Annotated in this window: 13 protein-coding genes; 6 read left to right on the forward strand and 7 right to left on the reverse strand. The window is 71.8% G+C overall.

Going from position 1 to position 17,163, the window contains the following annotated elements; all coding sequences use genetic code 11:
• Positions 1-121: 121 nt before the first annotated feature.
• The 3 genes from CLV43_RS13750 to CLV43_RS13760 are packed head-to-tail and all read right to left on the reverse strand — an operon-like array spanning position 122 to position 2,714.
• Positions 122-1,048, reverse strand: coding sequence for an ABC transporter substrate-binding protein (locus CLV43_RS13750; protein WP_245886402.1), 927 nt, complete (start codon positions 1,046-1,048; stop codon positions 122-124).
• Complete coding sequence (locus CLV43_RS13755; RefSeq protein WP_106187468.1) at positions 1,048-1,563, reverse strand: GNAT family N-acetyltransferase; 516 nt, start codon at positions 1,561-1,563, stop codon at positions 1,048-1,050. Before CLV43_RS13755 ends, CLV43_RS13750 begins: the two co-directional genes overlap by 1 nt.
• Entirely contained in the window at positions 1,560-2,714 is a 1,155-nt protein-coding gene (locus tag CLV43_RS13760; protein ID WP_106187469.1) for an LLM class flavin-dependent oxidoreductase, read from the reverse strand. The genes CLV43_RS13755 and CLV43_RS13760 overlap by 4 nt, the downstream gene beginning before the upstream one ends.
• 373 nt (positions 2,715-3,087) lie before the next feature.
• Between CLV43_RS13760 and CLV43_RS13765 the strand changes: the two genes are divergently transcribed.
• The 3 genes from CLV43_RS13765 to CLV43_RS13775 are packed head-to-tail and all read left to right on the forward strand — an operon-like array spanning position 3,088 to position 6,670.
• A complete protein-coding gene (locus tag CLV43_RS13765) occupies positions 3,088-4,005 on the forward strand; it encodes an amino acid ABC transporter permease (RefSeq protein WP_106187470.1) in 918 nt (305 codons plus the stop codon).
• Entirely contained in the window at positions 4,002-4,766 is a 765-nt protein-coding gene (locus CLV43_RS13770) for an amino acid ABC transporter ATP-binding protein (RefSeq protein ID WP_106187471.1), read from the forward strand. Before CLV43_RS13765 ends, CLV43_RS13770 begins: the two co-directional genes overlap by 4 nt.
• Entirely contained in the window at positions 4,763-6,670 is a 1,908-nt protein-coding gene (locus tag CLV43_RS13775) for an FAD/NAD(P)-binding protein (RefSeq protein ID WP_106187472.1), read from the forward strand. The genes CLV43_RS13770 and CLV43_RS13775 overlap by 4 nt, the downstream gene beginning before the upstream one ends.
• Before the next feature lie 39 nt (positions 6,671-6,709).
• On the opposite strand, the gene CLV43_RS13780 is transcribed toward CLV43_RS13775, so the two are convergent.
• Together CLV43_RS13780 and CLV43_RS13785 are read right to left on the reverse strand one after the other, a co-directional pair.
• Positions 6,710-7,210: a flavin reductase family protein gene (locus tag CLV43_RS13780; RefSeq protein ID WP_106187473.1), complete on the reverse strand. Its 501-nt coding sequence runs from the start codon at positions 7,208-7,210 to the stop codon at positions 6,710-6,712.
• Positions 7,210-7,764 carry an NADPH-dependent FMN reductase gene (locus CLV43_RS13785; protein ID WP_106187604.1) on the reverse strand — a complete coding sequence of 185 codons (555 nt, stop codon included), beginning with the start codon at positions 7,762-7,764 and terminating at the stop codon, positions 7,210-7,212. Before CLV43_RS13785 ends, CLV43_RS13780 begins: the two co-directional genes overlap by 1 nt.
• A 252-nt stretch (positions 7,765-8,016) precedes the next feature.
• Between CLV43_RS13785 and CLV43_RS13790 the strand changes: the two genes are divergently transcribed.
• Entirely contained in the window at positions 8,017-8,523 is a 507-nt protein-coding gene (locus CLV43_RS13790; RefSeq protein WP_106187474.1) for a DinB family protein, read from the forward strand.
• 246 nt (positions 8,524-8,769) lie between these two features.
• Here the strand turns inward: CLV43_RS13790 and CLV43_RS13795 are convergent, their stop codons facing one another.
• A complete protein-coding gene (locus CLV43_RS13795; protein ID WP_106187475.1) occupies positions 8,770-10,425 on the reverse strand; it encodes an FAD-binding dehydrogenase in 1,656 nt (551 codons plus the stop codon).
• 543 nt (positions 10,426-10,968) lie between these two features.
• On the opposite strand from CLV43_RS13795, the gene CLV43_RS13800 reads away from it, so the two are divergent.
• The gene (locus CLV43_RS13800; protein ID WP_106187476.1) at positions 10,969-14,253 is read left to right on the forward strand and encodes a S8 family serine peptidase; all 3,285 of its coding nucleotides are present in this window, start codon (positions 10,969-10,971) and stop codon (positions 14,251-14,253) included.
• 106 nt (positions 14,254-14,359) lie between these two features.
• Here the strand turns inward: CLV43_RS13800 and CLV43_RS47090 are convergent, their stop codons facing one another.
• Entirely contained in the window at positions 14,360-14,803 is a 444-nt protein-coding gene (locus tag CLV43_RS47090; RefSeq protein ID WP_146174757.1) for a hypothetical protein, read from the reverse strand.
• 105 nt (positions 14,804-14,908) lie between these two features.
• Between CLV43_RS47090 and CLV43_RS13810 the strand changes: the two genes are divergently transcribed.
• Positions 14,909-17,140 carry an alpha-N-acetylglucosaminidase gene (locus tag CLV43_RS13810; protein WP_106187478.1) on the forward strand — a complete coding sequence of 744 codons (2,232 nt, stop codon included), beginning with the start codon at positions 14,909-14,911 and terminating at the stop codon, positions 17,138-17,140.
• Positions 17,141-17,163: the final 23 nt, after the last annotated feature.

The following is a 17,163-nucleotide window of genomic DNA, read 5'->3' on the forward strand; positions in this document are numbered from 1 at the left end:
CCCGATTTTCGTCCGGATGCGCACTGTGGGCGGCAGGGGGTGCCTACCCGCCGGTAGCCTGCTAAACGAGTTCGGGCCGGACCACCTCGACATGAGGGGGCCCGGCCCGTCCGACGGCCGGTCAGGGGTGTTCCGGCGGGCTGATCCGCGATTCCGGGATGGCCGAGTCCCCGGTGCCCCATTTCGCCAACACGCGCTGGTACGTGCCGTCCTTGATGAGCTTGTTCACCGCCCCCTGGAATGCCGGGGCGAGCGGTGATCCCTTCTTGAACGCGAATCCGACGTCGAGCCGTTTGAATTCGTTCAGGAACGCCAGGTTCGGCTGTCCGGCGGCGGCGTGCCGCAGTCCGTTGATCGTTCCCATGATCACGTCGATGTGCTGCTGCTGGAGACCCAGGAACACCGCGGCGTTGTCGGAGAAGCTCAGCACCTGGTATTCGGGTCTGCCCGCGTCCGGGCAGACGTGCTTCTCCCGTTCCAGGGTCGCCTCGAAGGTGGTCCCGGCGCCCGTGCCGACCTTCAGCCCGCACAGCTGGGTTAGGTCCTTGACCTCCTTGAGCCGGGTGTCGTCCTTGCGCACGGCGAAGCCCTGGCCGTCGTTGATGTAGGTGACGAAGTCGATCGTCTTCTTGCGCGCCTCGGTCACGCCGAAGTTGCCGGTGCCGACCTCGTACTTCCCGCTGGCCAGCGCGGGCAGGATCGCCTCGAAGGAGGCGATCTCGCGGTCGATCCGCACGCCGAGCACCTGCCCGACGGCCGCGGCGATCTCGATGTCGACGCCTTGGAGGGTCTTGTTGTCCTCGGCGTAGAAGGCGGCGGGCGGGACGCTGCCCACCGACGAGGCGAACTTCACCACCCCGGCCTGCCTGGTCGCCTCGGGCAGCAGGGCGGCGATGGCGTCGTCCTTCACGACCGACGCGAGCACGTCGGCGGTCGGCGCGGTGCCGGCACCGGCGTCGGCGGCGCCGCAGCCCGCCGTGGCGAACGCGACGGCGAACGCGAGCATCAGCGCCGCGTAGATCTGGGAGCGCTTGGTCTTCTCGGCCATCAGGTCCAGTGCTCCTCGTAGGGCGGGGTTCTGCACGGCAGGGTCTTCCCGAACGGCAGGGGCCCGGAGGTGGGTGGGGCGGCGTCCACGTCGAACAGCGGCGTGTAGCCGAGGGCCAGGTAGAGCGCCTTCGCCTCGGGCTGGCGGGTCCCGGTGGTGAGGTACACCCGCCGGTAGTCCAGTGCCGCGGCCTCGCGCTCCAGCTCCAGGACGACCCGGCGGCCCAGCCCGCGCCTGCGGTGGCCCGCGGCCGTCCAGATCCGCTTCAGCTCCGCCGTGCGCTCGTCGTAGCGCTTGAACGCGCCACCGGCCACCGGTTCGCCGCCCTCCACCAGCAGCAGCAACGTCCCGTCCGGCGGCTCGAACACCAGCGTCGGGTAGCGCGCCATCTCCTCGCGGGCGCGTTCGCCGTAGCGGGTCACGTACTCGTGCGTCAGCTCGGCCATCATCGGCGCGGTCGCCGGGTCGGCGGGGCTGACCCGGCGCACCTCCAGCCGCACCTGGTCGACGGTCATCCGTCGACCGAGATGGACTCGCGCACGGGCTCCTGGGCCTTCGCCTGGGCCGCTGCCCGCTCGCGGTCGCGCTTGGCGACCTCCTCGCGGACGATCGGGATCACGTACCGGCCGAAGTCGATGGCGTCGTTCAGGATGTGGTAGCCGCGGGCGGACAGGATGTCCACGCCGAGGTCGTAGTAGTCCAGCAGCGCCTCCGCCACCGTCTCCGGCGTGCCGACCAGGGCGTTCGAGTTGCCCGCCCCGCCGGTGGCCGCCGCGGTCGGCGTCCACAGCGCGCGGTCGAACCGCTCGCCCTGCGCGGCGAGCGCGAGCAGCCGCTGGGACCCGGTGTTCTCCGGGTTCGTCAACGAGTGCCGCCTGGTCAGCGTCGCCGTGCCGCCCCTGGTGCGGTTCTTGATCGCCTCCACGGTCCGGTGCGCCTTCTCCCACGCCAGCTCCTCGGTGGCGCCGAGGATCGGTCGGAACGCGACCTGGACGCGCGGCACGTCGGTGCGCCCGGCGTCGAGCGCGGCCCGCTTCACGGACTCGATCTGCTCCGCGGTCTGCGCCAGCGGTTCACCCCACAGGCAGTAGATGTCCGCCTCGGCTCCGCCCGCCCGGTACGCCGCGGGCGAGGAACCGCCGAACGAGACGCCGATCCTGGGCTGCTGCACGGGGAACGTGTCGCTGACGAAGTCGGCGAACCGGTAGTGCGTCCCCTCGTGGTCGAAGGGCTCGTGCGAGGTCCAGGCCTTCTTGACGATCCCGATGTACTCGCGGGTGCGGTCGTAGCGCTCGTCCTTGGTCAGGTAGTCGCCCTCGCGCTGCTGCTCGTGGTCCGTGCCGCCGGTGATGAAGTGCACGGTGAGCCTGCCGTCGCTGATCTGGTCCAACGTGGCGAACGTCTTCGCGGCGAACGTGGGGTAGGACACGTTCGGCCGGTGCGCGAGCAGGATCTGCAGCTTGTCCAGCCGGGTGGCGACGAACGCGGCGACCTGCGCGGGCTCCGGCGAGCCCGAGCCGTAGGCGAACAGCACGCGGTCCCAGCCGTTGTCCTCGTGGGCGCGGGCCAGGCGCAGCGTGTAGTCCTTGTCGAAGGCGGCACCGGTGCGCGCACCGGTCTCCGAACCGTCGTTGGTGCCACCGATACCCAGGAACTCAACAGGCACGTCAGTACTCCCCAGATGTGGTGCGGAGAACGCGCCCCGCGGCGGTGCGGGCGCGAAAGAGGGCACAGCGAGGGCAAGGGCGGACCCGTTGCCGGGGAAGGGAACTCCGGACGGCGCGTTGAGGGAGACGCGCTCGGCGTGGGCTCAGCGCGGACAGGAGGCCGACCACACGCGACCGAGGTCGATGTGGTCGCGGGTGACCAGTCGCAGGCTTCTCACGCCCCCACTGGACCAGCGCCGGGCGCCCCGGTCAACGACCGTCCACATCCCGGAATGCCTTGACGCGCAGCAGTTGCGCGCGCCTACCATCGGGTGCGGCGTTGAGGGACGCGGCACACGTTCCCGTGCACTCCCCCGCCCCCGGAGACCGTCGATGACCGCGTCCACCGATCTCGCACCCCCGCCGACGACCCGAACCGCGCCCGTGGACACCGTCGTGCCGCTGCGCAGACCAGGCCGGTGGGTGTCCGCCGCGCTGGTGCTGGTGGTGCTCGCCGCCGCCGTCCGCTCCATCGTCACCAACGACGCGTTCCAGTGGGACGTCGTCGCCGAGTACTTCACCGCCGACGTCGTGCTGCGCGGACTCGGCACGACGCTGTGGCTGACCGTCCTGACCCTGGTGCTGGGCTTCGCGCTCGGCACCGCGCTGGCCGTGCTGAGGCTGTCGGGCAACCCGGTGCTCGTCGGCGTCAGCTGGGGCTACGTCTGGGTCTTCCGGTCGGTGCCGATGCTGGTGCAGCTGCTGTTCTGGTTCAACATCGGCGCGCTGTACCCGACGCTGTCGTTCGGCATCCCGTTCGGACCGGACTTCGTGAGCGTGAGCTCGACGAACCTGGTCGGCCCCACCGCGGCCGTCGTCATCGGGCTGACCCTGCACGAGGCCGCCTACGCCGCCGAGATCGTCCGCGGCGGCGTCGTCTCGGTGGAACAGGGGCAGGTCGAGGCGGCGTTGGCGCTGGGCATGGGCCGCGGCCGGATCCTGCGCCGGATCGTGCTGCCGCAGGCGATGCGGTCGATCGTCCCGGCCGCGGGCAACGCGCTGATCGGCACGCTCAAGGGCACGTCGGTCGTGAGCGTGCTGGCGGTGCAGGACCTGCTGTTCTCGGTGCAGCTGATCTACAACCGCAACTACCTGATCATCCCGCTGCTGCTGGTCGCGACGGTCTGGTACGTGGTGGTGACCAGCGTGCTCAGCGCGGCGCAGTACTACGTCGAGCGGTACTACGCGCGCGGAGCGGCGCGGGCGCTGCCGCCGACGCCGTGGCAGAGGCTGAAGGGACGGCTGCGATGAGCGCGGCGCTCGTGCGGATCAGCGACCTGCACAAGAGCTACGGCATCACACCGGTGCTGCGCGGTGTGGACCTGGAGGTGCGGCAGGGGGAGGTCACCTGCGTGATCGGGCCGTCCGGGTCGGGCAAGAGCACGCTGCTGCGGTGCGTCAACCACCTGGAGAAGATCAACGCCGGCGAGGTGGAGGTCGACGGCGAGCTGATCGGCTACCGCAGGCGCAGGGGCAGGCTGCACGAGCTGAAGGACCGCGCGATCACCAGGCAGCGCGCGGCGATCGGCATGGTGTCCCAGAACTTCAACCTGTTCCCGCACCTCACCGTGCTGGAGAACGTCATCGAGGCGCCGATGGGCGTGCTGGGCCTCGGTCGGGCCGAGGCCGTGGCGCGGGCCACCGAGCTGGTCGCCCGCGTCGGGCTGGCGGGACGGGAGTCGTCCTACCCGCGGCAGCTCTCCGGCGGGCAGCAGCAGCGGATCGCGATCGCGCGGGCGCTCGCGATGGAGCCGAAGCTGATGCTGTTCGACGAGCCCACCAGCGCGCTCGACCCCGAGCTGGTCGGCGAGGTGCTGGCCGTGATGGCGGACCTGGCGGAGGCGGGGATGACGATGGTCGTGGTGACCCACGAGATGGCGTTCGCCCGGCAGGTCGCGGACACCGTGGTGTTCCTCGACGAGGGCCGGGTGGTCGAGTCCGGGCCACCGGGGGAGCTGCTGGTCGCCCCGCGGCACGCGCGCACCCGCGAGTTCCTCGCCAGGGTCCTGTGAGCGCGCCGCCGGTGGTGCTCGTGCTGGTCGGCGGCGGCCCGCGCGCGGCCGGGCTCGTCGAGCGGATCGCGGTGAACGCGCCGGAGCTCTTCCCCGACGCCCGGCTGGAGGTCCACGTCGTGGACCCGCACCCGGTGGGAGCCGGGCGGGTGTGGCGCTACGAGCAGTCCGGGCTGCTGCGGATGAACTCGATGGCCGCGGACGTCACGATGTTCACCGACAACAGCGTCGTGTGCGACGGTCCGGTGCGGACCGGTCCGTCGCTGGCCGAGTGGGCCGAGGCGGTGCGCTCGGGCGGACTGTCCGATGTGGACCTCCCGGACGACGTGGTGGACGAGCTGGACCGGCTGCTGCCCACCACGTTCCCGAGCAGGCGGCTGCAGAGCGCCTACCTGGCCTGGTTCTACCGGGACGCGGTCGCCGCGCTGCCCGACGGGATCACCGTGCGGCAGCACCGGACGAGGGCGCTGCGGGTCACCGGGTCGCCGCACGGCAGGCAGCGGGTGTGGCTCGCCGACCGCGACCGGCCGCTGGTGGCCGACGCCGTGGTGCTGTCGTTGGGGCACCTGGACGCGGAGATCGGCGCGGGGGAGCGGGAGCTGCTGTCCTACGCCGACGAGCACGGTCTCGCCTACCTGCCGCCGGACTACTCCGCCGACAGCGACCTGTCGGCCGTCCGGGCGGGGGAGGACGTCGTGCTGCGCGGGTTCGGGCTGGCGTTCATCGACCTGATGGTGCTGCTGACCCAGGGCCGCGGCGGGAAGTTCGTGCCGACACCGGACGGGCTGCGCTACGAGCCGTCCGGGCACGAGCCGCGCATCCACGTCGGCTCGCGGCGCGGGGTGCCCTACCACTCCAAGACCGGCTACCGGATGCAGGGCGACCCGCTGCCGCTGCCGCGCTTCTTCGACGCCGCCGTGGCCGACGAGCTGCTCGCCAGGCAGGACCCGTTCGACTTCAAGGCCGACGTGTGGCCGCTGCTGGCCAAGGAGATCGGCTGGGGCTACTACCACGAGCTGTTCACCGGCCACCCCGACCGCGTCCGCCTGCCGTGGCCGGACTTCGCCGCGGCGTACACGGCGCTGTCCTGGTACGACGAGGGGATGACGGCGCTGGTCGAGGCCGCCGTGCCCGCCGTGGAGGACCGGCTCGACTTCGAACGGCTGGACCGGCCGCTCGCCGGGCTGGCGTTCGACGACGGCGAGAGCCTCCAGGAGCACGTCCGGCGGTACGTCGAGGCCGACGTGGCCCGGCGGTCGGACGCGGCCTTCAGCGCGGACCTGGGGGCGTTCATGGCCCTGCTGTCGGTCTACGGGCAGCTGCCCAGGGTGCTGGTCTCGCCCAAGCTCGACCCCGGCTCGAGGCTGGCGCACGCCGACGGGTGGTGGACGGGGTTCTTCAGCTACCAGGCCAGCGGGCCGCCGCCGGACCGGCTGGAGGAGCTGCTCGCGCTGTCCCGCGCGGGGATCGTGCGGTTCCTCGGCGCGGACATGTGGGTGCGGCCGGAGGACGGCGTGTTCCTCGCGGGCAGCGCGAGCGCGCCGGACGTCGTGCGCGCCACCGGGCTGGTCGAGGCCAGGCTGCCCGCGCACGGGCTGGCGGCGACCGCGGACCCGGTGCTGGCGGCGTTGCGCGGGGCCGGGGACGTGGTCGAGGAGCTGCTGTCCGACGGGCGGTCCACCGGGCTGGTCAGGGTCGCCGAGGACAACCGGCTGATCGGCCGCGACGACGCTCCGCACCCGAGGCGGTTCGCGCTCGGGCCGTTCACGACCGGCCGCGCGTTCGCCGCGTTCGCCCGGCCGCGCACCAACGCGCCGGGGTTCCGGCAGAACGACGGGGTGGCCAGGACGCTGCTGCGCTTCCTGGCCGAGGAGGCCGGGAACCGCTCCGAGAGCGTGGCCTGACGCGGGCCGCCGCCGGCGGGTCCGGCGGCGGCCGTCCGGTCAGTCCACCGAGGTGTAGCGGCCCTGGAAGCGGACCAGCGGCGGGGTGCCGCCGGTGTGCTGGATCTCCAGCGGCTCGCCCACCAGCGCGACGTGGTCGCCCACCGCGATCCGCCGCGCCGTCCGGCAGCGCAGCCGCAGCGGGGCGTCCAGCAGGTGCGGCACACCGTCCACATCGGACTCCCAGTTCGTCGTCGGACCGAACCGGTCCGACCCCGTCCTGGCGAACAGGTCCGACAGCTCGCTCTGGCCCGCGTGCAGCAGGTGCACGGCGAACAGCGGCGCCGTCCGCAGCACCGGCCACGCCGACGCGCCGTCGCCGATCCACACCACGATCAGCGGCGGGTGCAGGCTGGCGGAGGTGAACGAGCTGACCGTGACGCCCACCGGGCCGTCCGGGCCCTGCGCGGTCACGATGCTGACCGCCTGCGGGTGGTCGCGCAGCGCCCCGCGCAGGTCGTCGGCCAGGTCCCGCTTGCCCCGCGGAGGAACGACGCCCATCAGGAAACCCCCACTGCCCGTGCCGATCCGACGAGTGCGTTCAGCGTGTCGGCTGTCCCGGTGGCGGTCAACTGCTCGACCAGCGCGGCGGTGAGGGCCTCGTGGTCACCGGTCAGCCGCGCCTCGTTCACGAACAGGCCGGGCCCCGGCACCCGCGCGCCCAGCTCCACGAGGACCGGCCGCAGGTGCAGCTCCACCGCCAGCGCGTGCTTGTCGGAGGCCGCGACCAGCAGCGGCACCGCCACCCGCCCCCTGAGCCACCCGGCGGGCGCCTGGTCGAGCACGGACTTCAGCAGCCCCGTGTAGGTCGCCTTGTAGGTCGGCGAGGCCACCACCAGCACGTCGGCGGCGCCCAGCAGCCCCAACGCCTCCTTGACCCGTGTCCCGCCGGGCGTGAACACCTCCTGCGCGAGCTCGGCCGAGTCCACCACCGCGCCGTTCTCGGCGCCCGCGGTCAGGACCTGGCCGATCGCGTCGCGCAGGGCCAGCGCGGCGTTGAGGGTGCGGGACGCGGGCCTGGGGTTGCCGACCAGGGTGCCGATCACTGCGGACATCGTGAGCTCCTTGCTGCGCAACGGGAATCGGCCGGGTCGTCCGGGTCACCGACAGCGGCAGGAGCACGTGCGGGCGAAGTCCACGTGGCGACGGCGGGTCAGCGGCTCTCCTCGGTTCACACCTCCGAGCATGCGAAGGCGGGCACACCGCGTCAAGGTGGTCCACGGAACGGGACCGACCGGTACCTGACGCGACCTGTCAGGTACGGCTGCCACCGTGACCGCGAGCAACCACCGAAACGGAGACCCGCCATGCCGTCGTTCGTGCCACCCGTCCCCGATGAGCGCACGGCCCTGCTGGGCTACCTGGACAAGCAGCGCGTCGGCCTGCGCAACGCCGTGCGCGGGCTGGACGACGAGCAGCTGGCCAAGGTCCCGAGCGCCAGCGCCCTGTCCCTCGGCGGCCTGCTCAAGCACGTGACCCGGTCCGAACGCCGCTGGGTCCAGGCCGGCCTGGCCGGCCTCCCGTTGCCCGGCCTCTGGCCGATCGTCGACTTCGAGTCCGACTTCGTGCTGACCGCGACCGACACGGCCGAGTTCCTGCTCGCCGACTACGCGGCCTGCGCCCGCGAGACCGAGGACGTCCTGTCCGGCGTCGCCGACCTCGGCGCCCCCTGCGCCCTGCCGGAGGCCGCGCACTGGTCGGCGCGCTGGGTGCTGCTGCACGTCATCGAGGAGACCGCCCGGCACGGCGGCCACGCGGACATCATCCGCGAGTCGCTGGACGGCCGGACCGCGGGCACGCTGGACGCGCCGTGACCCCTCATTCGCCCCGACGGGATTTTCGCGCGCCCCGGCCCGGCGGTTTCGAATCCGCCGTCCCGTGACGTGCGCGCGGTTATCGGGCTGCGCCGGGTAGTACCGGAACGATTTGGTGGTGCCCCGCGCTCGGACGCGTCCGGGAATCACCACTCCGCAATCGGCGACCCTCCCCGGAATGCGCGCGGATCCGGGTGGAATGGAAAAGCCCCCTGGAAGGAGGTGATTCCTCCCAGGGTCGGAAGGTCAGGCGGTGGCCGCCGCCGCGGCCCGGCCCGCCGTGCGGCCGGAGAAGACGCAACCGCCGAGGAAGGTGCCCTCCAGCGCCCGGTAGCCGTGCAGGCCGCCGCCGCCGAACCCGGCGGCCTCACCGGCCGCGTACACGCCGTCCAGCGGCGTCCCGTCGTCCTTCAGCACCCGCGACGACAGGTCCGTGTGCAGGCCGCCCAACGACTTGCGGGTCAGCACGGAGAGCCGGACGGCGATCAGGGGGCCTGCCTTCGGGTCGAGGATGGGGTGGGGCTCGACGACCCGGATCAGCTTGTCGGTCAGGAAGTGGCGGGCCATCGAGATCGCGTTGACCTGCATGTCCTTGCCCAGCCCCGAGGTGACCTGGCGGTCCCGTTCGACGACGACCTTCTCCAGCGCCGACGCGGAGATCAGGTCGCTGCCCACCAGCGCGTTCATCCCCTTGGCCAGCTCGGCGACCGACCGGCCGAAGATGAACTCGGAGGACTGCTTGGCGAAGGCCTCGACGGGGGCCACCGCGCCCGGCAGGGCGCGCTTGAGGACGAGCTTCACGTCCTTGCCGGTCAGGTCGGGGTTCTGCTCCGACCCGGACAGGGCGAACTCCTTGCCGATGATCCGCTGGTTCAGCAGGAACCACGAGTGCTGGTGGCCGGTCTTGACGATGTGCTCCAACGCGCCCAGCGCGTCGAAACCGGGGAACAGCGGGATGGGCAGCCGCTGCCCGGTCGCGTCCAGCCACAGCGACGAGGGGCCGGGCAGGATGCGGATGCCGTGCCTGCTCCAGATCGGCGCGTAGTTCGCGATGCCCTCGGGGTAGTGCCACATGCGGTCTTCGTTGATGAGCCCGCCGCCGGCCTTGCCGACCACCTCGAGCATCTTCCCGTCGACGTGGTCCGGGACGCCGGAGAGCATGTGCTCCGGCGGCGTCCCCATGTTCTTGGGCCAGTTCTTGCGCACCAGGTCGTGGTTGCCGCCGATGCCGCCGGAGGTGACGACCACGGCCTGGGCGCGCAGCTCGAAGTCACCGGCGACCTCGCGGGAGCTCTTCTCGCCGCGCGCGGCGGTGCTCGCCTCCAGCACCTCGCCGCGCACGCCGTCGACCGCGCCCGCGGTCGTGGTCAGCTCGGTGACCCGGTGCCGGAACCGCAGCGTCACCAGGCCCTTCGCCACGCCCTCGCGCACCCGGCGCTCGAACGGGGCGACGATGCCGGGGCCGGTGCCCCAGGTGATGTGGAAGCGCGGCACGGAGTTGCCGTGGCCGCCCGCGAGGTAGCCGCCGCGTTCGGCCCACTGGACGAACGGGAACCACCGCACGCCCTGCGCGTGCAGCCAGGAGCGCTTCTCGCCCGCGGCGAAGTCGACGTAGGCCTCCGCCCACTTGCGCGGCCAGTGGTCGCTGTCGCGGTCGAACGCCGCGGAGCCCATCCAGTCCTGCAGCGCGAGCTCGGCGGAGTCCTTGACCCGGAGCCTGCGCTGTTCGGGGGTGTCGACCAGGAACATGCCGCCGAACGACCAGAAGGCCTGGCCGCCGAGCGACGCCTCCGGCTCCTGGTCGAGCAGGATGACCTTTCGACCTGCGTCCACGAGCTCCGCGGTGGCGACCAGCCCCGCCAGACCCGCGCCGACCACGATGACGTCCGCGTCCTGTGCCATGGGGCGCAGTGTAGGAGGGGTGCCGCCGATCGCGCAGCAGGCGGGACGCCGGACCCGAAAAGTTTTCGCGTCTGGCGGGTCAGGGGGCCGTCGGCCGGTCCCGGAAGGGGGGATTTCCGTCCGGCCGACGGCTGGTCGGCGAGCGGGGGCGCGCCACGGGGCGTCTCGGGGGGATTCGCACCGGCGAGGGGGCACCCGTGCGAACCGACGCCGGGCGCAGCACCCCTGTGCCGACCACTGGTAGAACGGGTGGTGGGGTGCCGATGTTCCCCGCGTGCCGCAGGTCACCACCGGGCGACCCCTGAAAAGGCCGCATCGACCGCCGGGAGGATTTGTTACCGAATTCGGCGGGGAACGTCGTGTTCACCGTTGACACGGGTTGACATTCCCTTCCTTCAGCCCTTGACTGGAGCTGTTCTGCGCCAACCGTTATGAAAATAGGGGTGTCTACCCCTTGGTGGTGTCCGGGACAAGCGACCGTTCAGTCCAATGTGGACTTCATCAATGGGCTGCTTGTCCTATTGTCCGTTCGTGCGCGGGGAGATGTGCTTCCACCATTCCTCCCCCACGAAGGGTCTTTGCGTCGTGATCAAGTCAGGACTTCGGTGGAGACACCGCACCAGCGTGGCACTCCTGGCCGCCGTGCTGGGTTCGACTGGGTTCGGCTTCGCCGCCACCCCCGCACTCGCGCAGCCCGTGCCGCCCGCTCAGGCCGACAAGCAGCTGGACAAGCAGGACCGCGCGCTCATCGCCGAAGCCGAGCAGCAGGGCAAGGCGGACGTCACGCTCCTCGTCGCCGCCGAGGACGGCAAGGTCGAAGCCGCCACCGCCGAGCTGAAGGCGCTCGGCGCGGTCGTCGAGACGACCGACCGGAAGGTCGACTACCTCAAGGTCACGCTGCCCCGCGACAACGCCGAGAAGGCCGCGAAGCTGGCCTCGGTCAACGCCGTCGACGTCGACGGGCTCGTCGAGCTCGACGACCCGAAGATCGAGGGAGCCGCCACGCCGCTGCCGCAGAAGGCACCCGGCGCGAAGACCCCCAAGGACAACCCGTACATGCCGATCGCCGACACCGGCGCGGCGTCGTTCGCCCAGTCCCACCCCAAGTGGGACGGCCGCAACACCACGATCGCCATCCTCGACTCCGGCGTCGACCTGGACCACCCGGCGCTCGCGACCACCACGACCGGTGAGCGCAAGATCGTCGACTGGTACAACGCCAACGCGCCGACCGAGAACGACGGCACGTGGGTCGCGATGTCGAAGGAGCGCTACACCGGCAAGTTCGTCGTCGGCGGCGTCACCTACACGGCCCCGGCCACCGGCGGCCCCTACGCGGTCGGCTTCCTCAAGGAGACCGCGAAGGACCTGGGCGACCCGACCAGCGAGACCGGCGGCGACCTCAACCGCGACGGCGACCGGGTGGACTCGTTCCCCATCCTGCAGGACGTCCTGACCAAGGAGGTCCGGGTCGACCTGGACGGTGACGGCGACTTCACCGACCAGACGGCCATGATCGACTACAAGGTCAAGAAGGACGTCGGCTTCTTCGGCACCGACAACCCGGCCACGCCGATCGCCGAGCGCATGGCGTTCGTCGTGCAGACCAACAGGTCGGTGTACGACAACGGCGGCACCGCCTTCGTCAACATCGGCATCGCGGGCGCCGAGCACGGCACCCACGTCGCGGGCATCACCGCCGCCAACAACATGTTCGGCGGCAAGATGACGGGCGCGGCCCCCGGCGCCAAGCTGATGGCCGTCAAGGTCTGCCTCACCTCGTCGTCCTGCACCAGCAGCGGTCTGCTGGAGGGCGTGCTCTACGCCGCCCGCAACGGCGCCGACGTCGTGAACATCTCCATCGGCGGCCTGCCCGCCCTCAACGACGGCAACAACGCCCGCGCGGAGCTCTACAACCGCACGATCGCCGAGTACAACGTCCAGCTGTTCATCTCGGCGGGCAACAGCGGCGCGGGCGCCAACAGCGTCGGCGACCCGTCGGTGGCCACCGACGCCGTCAGCGTCGGCTCCTACATCTCCAAGGAGACCTGGCTGTCGAACTACGGTTCGGTGACCAAGCAGGGCGACAACCTGCACGGCTTCTCCTCGCGCGGCCCGCGCGAGGACGGCGGCTTCAAGCCGGACATCATCGCGCCCGGCGCGGCCATCTCCACCATCCCGCGCTGGGAGGCCCCCGGCCCCGTCGCGGGCACCTACGAGCTGCCCGCCGGCTACGCCATGCTCCAGGGCACCTCGATGGCGTCCCCGCAGGCGACCGGTGCCGCCGCGCTGCTCATCAGCGCGTACAAGGCGACGCACAACGGCGAGCGCCCCAACGCCGCGAAGCTCCGCAACGCCATCAAGTCCGGCGCGGACTTCCAGAGCGAGTTCGGCGCCTACGAGCAGGGTGCCGGTCTCTTCGACGTCAAGGCCGCCTACAACATCCTCAGCCGCTCCGGCGCCACGGACACCGTGACGACGTCGGTCGAGGTGCACACCGTGCTGTCCGGTCAGCTCAAGCCGACCCCCAACACCGGCGTGGGCATCCACGACCGCGAGGGCGTGACCATCGGCAAGGACTACACCCGCACCTACACGCTGACCCGCACCACGGGCTCGGCGAAGCCGGTGAAGTACAAGGTCGACTGGGACGGCGACAAGAGCGCGTTCGACTCGGCGGGCAGCGTCACGCTGCCGCTGAACACCCCGGTCAAGTTCGACGTGAAGGTCAAGCCGAGGAAGGCGGGCGCCCTGTCCGCGGTCCTCAGCCTGGACAACCCCTCCACGCCGGGTGTCGACGTGCAGACGATGAACACCGTGTTCGCCGCGGCGGACTTCACCGCGGCCAACAAGTACGCGGTCTCGCAGTCCGGCGACATCAGCCGCAACCAGGTCAGCAGCCTCTTCGTGCGGGTGCCCCAGGGCGCCAGCGCGCTGAAGATCGACCTGGTCGGCGGCGGCGACCCCGGCAAGGGCCAGGTGCGCTTCCTGCGCTTCGACCCGACCGGTGTGCCGATCGACCCCACGGCCACCACGTCCTGCTACAACCCCGACGCGGGCGCGGGCTGCTCCACCGGCTCCGCCACCAGCCGCACGGTCAACAACCCGCTGCCGGGCGTCTGGGAGGTCGTGGTCGAGGCCCGGCGCACGTCGGACGCCGACCGCGCGCCGTACAAGGTGACCGCTTCGGTGCTCGGCACCGCGGTCAGCCCCAACCCGGACGTGATCGCGTCCGCGACGCTCGGCACGCCGGTCGCGCGGACCTACCAGGTGACGAACTCGTTGGGCGCGCTCAACGGCCACCTCGTCGGCGGGCCGCTGGCCAGTGCCAGGATCGCCCGTCCCAGCATCGCCAACGGGACGTCGCAGACCTACGACCTGACGGTGCCCGCGGGCGCCACGGCGGTCAGCGCGACCATCGGCAAGACCAGCGACGCCACCGCGGACCTCGACCTGGTCCTCTACAACTGCACCACGGGCACGTGCGTGGTGGCGGGGTCGTCGGCCGACGGCGACTCCGAGGAGTCGGTGACCCTGGCCAACCCGGCCGCGGGTGCGTGGCGGGTCCTCGTGGACGGCTACTCGGTGCCCGCGGGCACCACGGAGTACGACTACATCGACCTCTACGCCGCTCCCTCGCTGGGCTCGGTCGTGGTCAGCGACCCGCTCGCCGACCACGCCGCGGGCACCACGTGGACCGTCGGCGGCACGGTGACCGCCACCGGTCAGCCCGGTGCCGGTCGGGTGCTGCGCGGTGAGCTCCTCGTGCAGACCTCGGAGGGCTCCACCGTCGGCCGCGGCACGGTGGTCGTGCAGTCGGTCGTCTAGCTCCACCGGTCAACGGCGGCGGCCCCCGCACCCACCAGGGGTGCGGGGGCCGCTCCGCGTATTCAGCGGCGGCCCCGCGTGTCCTCGCGCGAGGCCGCCGCGCCCGTCAGGGAGTCGGGTCGGGGACGCCGACGGGTTCCTCGACGTCCACGTGGGTGATGCCCTCCAGGGTGGCCGCCCGCGCGGCCAGCGCGACCGGCACGGTGGCGCGGATGTAGCCGACGGTGCCGTCCTCCGACTCGACCGTCGCGCCCAGGGCGCGCAACGCCCCGGCGGTCGACGCGGTCCGGCCGTCGGCGGTGGCGATGGCGAGCACGACGGTCTCCTGCCGCGCTTGGCGGGCGGCGTCGATGCGCTCCTTGACGGCGGGCGCGGGCGGCGGGCCGGTCGTCGGGGCCGCCGTCAGGTCGGTCGCCGGACCGGGTGTCGTGGCGGGCGCCCCAACGGGTGACGTCGCGCCCGCCGGGGGTGCCGAAGCCCGCCCAGGGGTATCCGAAGGGCGTTGCCCGCATCCCCCGAGCACCCCTGCCATCATGATCGCCACCAGCACGCCTCGCGTCCACCGTCCCACCGTCACCTGGGAAGACGGGGCGAGGCGGCTGGGGGGTTGCACCGTCCGTAAGATCCGAACCTCCCGCCGAAGTGGAGTCCACCCGTGCAGCGCAGAGCACTCGCCGGTGCTGTCGTCCTCGTCCTGCTGGCCGCTCTGGTGGTCACCGACGTGCGGACGACGGGCAAGGCGTTCGTGGACGTCTCCTCGGCGAAGTCCGCGATCACGCGGCTGCTGGGCGGCGACTCGGCCCGCGCGGCGCAGATCGAGGTGCGCACCACCCCGGCGAGCGCGGGCACGGCCGACTCGTTCCGCGTCGGCGGCACCGCCGGGCACGTCCAGCTCTCCGGCACCAGCCAGGTCGCGATCGTGTCCGGGTTCAACTGGTGGCTCAAGTACGTGGCGGGCGGCCACCTGTCCACCAACGGCGACCGCCTCGACCTGCCGCAGACGCTGCCCGCGCCGGAGAAGCCGATCAGCAAGCGCACGACGCTGAGCGACCGGTACGCCTACAACTTCACCGTCTACGGCTACACGATGCCGTACTGGACGTGGACCGAGTGGGAACGCGAGATCGACTACCTCGCGGCCAGCGGCGTGAACCGCGCGCTCGTGCTCGTCGGCCAGGAAGCCGTCTGGTACGACACCTTCCAGTCGTTCGGCATGTCCGAGTCGCAGGTGCGCGACTGGATCGCGCAGCCCTCGTTCCAGCCGTGGCAGTGGTACGGCTCGACGACCGGCTACGACCCGTCCGGCGGCGTGCACGCGGGTCCGGTCAGCGCGGACCTCATCAAGCGCCGGGCCGAGCTCGGCAGGCGCGTGGCGGACCGGATGCGCGAGCTCGGCATCACCCCGGTGTTCCCGGCGTTCGAGGGCCACGTGCCCGACCAGGTGTTCGCCGACGCCAACCCCGGCGCGAACGTGATCCCGCAGGGCGGCTACTCCGGCCACCCTCGGCCGTTCTGGCTGGCGCCGACGGACCCGCTCTACGCCAAGGTCGCCGCGAAGTTCTACGAGGTGCAGAGCAAGCGCTTCGGCGACACCACGCACTACTCCAACGACCTGATGCACGAGGGCGGCGAGCTCGGCGGCGTCGACCTCGGCGAGGCCGGCAAGGCCGTGCAGGACGCGCTGACCCGTGCGCACCCGGACTCCACCTGGGTGCTCCAGGCGTGGCAGGGCAACCCGGAGAAGGACCTGATCGACGCGATCGACCGCAAGCGCGTCCTCGTGCTCGACCTGGACGCCGACGACGGCCCGTCGTGGGAGAAGACCGACGCGTTCTGGGGCGCGCCCTGGGCGTGGGGCACGATCCAGAACTTCGGCGGCAGGCTCGGCGTGTTCGGCAACCTCACCGAGCCCGGCCAGACCCTGCCCGAGATCCGCGCCAAGTCCACCGGGGAGCGCGGCAACCTCGTCGGCACCGCCATGGTGCTGGAGGGCACCCACCTCAACCCCGTGGTGCAGGACCTGTTCGGCGAGATGGTGTGGCGCGACAAGGCCGTCGACCTCGACTCGTGGATCCTCGACTACGCCAAGCGCCGCTACGGCGCGGGCGACGACCCGCACGTCGCCGAGGCGTGGGAGGTCCTGCTCAACACCGCGTACTCGTTCCGCGCCACCGGCCACCAGAGCGGCGAGGGCCCGTACGAGAGCCCGTTCGCCGCGCTGCCCGCGCTGAAGGTCACCTCGGCCTCCTACTTCGGGCCCCCGGAGCCGCGCTACTCCGCGCAGGACTTCGAGCCCGTGCTGGGCGAGCTGCTCCAGGCCGACGCGGCCGTGCGCGAGGAGGAGACCTACAAGTACGACCTGGTCGACGTGACCCGGCAGATCCTCGCGAACCGCGGCCGGTCGACGTTGCAGGAGATCGCCAGGGCGTACGCGGCCAAGGACGTGGCGGCCCTGGACACCCTGACCGACCGCTTCCTCGGGTACATGAAGAGCACCGACGAGCTCCTGGGCACCCAGCGGGACTGGCTGCTCGGCACCTGGCTGGAGAGCGCGAAGGCCTGGGGGAAGACGCCCGAGGAGAAGGCGGCGCTGGAACGCGACGCCCGCGGCATCATCAGCATCTGGTCGGAGAAGGCGTGCGACACGCTCCGCGACTACGCCAACCGCGAGTGGCAGGGCATGGTCTCGAGCTACTACCAGCCGCGCTGGGAGCGGTTCTTCGCCGAGCTGGCCGGGACCGTCGAGAGCGGCGTGCCGCCGACCATCGACTGGTGCGCCAACGGCGTCCAGTGGACCTCGCAGACCACGGAGTTCCCGACCGAGCCCACCGGCGACACCTACGAGGTCGCGAAGCGCATCGCCCAGGAGCTGGGCCTGGAGAACTAGGGCCGGTTCCCCGGATCCGCGGT

Source organism: Umezawaea tangerina (genome assembly GCF_003002815.1).
In the GTDB taxonomy this organism is placed as follows: Bacteria; Actinomycetota; Actinomycetes; order Mycobacteriales; family Pseudonocardiaceae; genus Umezawaea; species Umezawaea tangerina.

What these genes read in the sequence shown, in the direction of transcription:
- CLV43_RS13755 (WP_106187468.1), bottom strand. Translation starts at nt 1,563, where the DNA reads ATGACCGTCGACCAGGTGCGGCTGGAGGTGCGCCGGGTCAGCCCCGCC.
- CLV43_RS13795 (WP_106187475.1), bottom strand. Translation starts at nt 10,425, where the DNA reads ATGGCACAGGACGCGGACGTCATCGTGGTCGGCGCGGGTCTGGCGGGG.
- CLV43_RS13780 (WP_106187473.1), bottom strand. Translation starts at nt 7,210, where the DNA reads ATGGGCGTCGTTCCTCCGCGGGGCAAGCGGGACCTGGCCGACGACCTG.
- CLV43_RS13750 (WP_245886402.1), bottom strand. Translation starts at nt 1,048, where the DNA reads ATGGCCGAGAAGACCAAGCGCTCCCAGATCTACGCGGCGCTGATGCTC.
- CLV43_RS13770 (WP_106187471.1), top strand. Translation starts at nt 4,002, where the DNA reads ATGAGCGCGGCGCTCGTGCGGATCAGCGACCTGCACAAGAGCTACGGC.
- CLV43_RS13765 (WP_106187470.1), top strand. Translation starts at nt 3,088, where the DNA reads ATGACCGCGTCCACCGATCTCGCACCCCCGCCGACGACCCGAACCGCG.
- CLV43_RS13800 (WP_106187476.1), top strand. Translation starts at nt 10,969, where the DNA reads ATGTGCTTCCACCATTCCTCCCCCACGAAGGGTCTTTGCGTCGTGATC.
- CLV43_RS13785 (WP_106187604.1), bottom strand. Translation starts at nt 7,764, where the DNA reads ATGTCCGCAGTGATCGGCACCCTGGTCGGCAACCCCAGGCCCGCGTCC.
- CLV43_RS13790 (WP_106187474.1), top strand. Translation starts at nt 8,017, where the DNA reads ATGCCGTCGTTCGTGCCACCCGTCCCCGATGAGCGCACGGCCCTGCTG.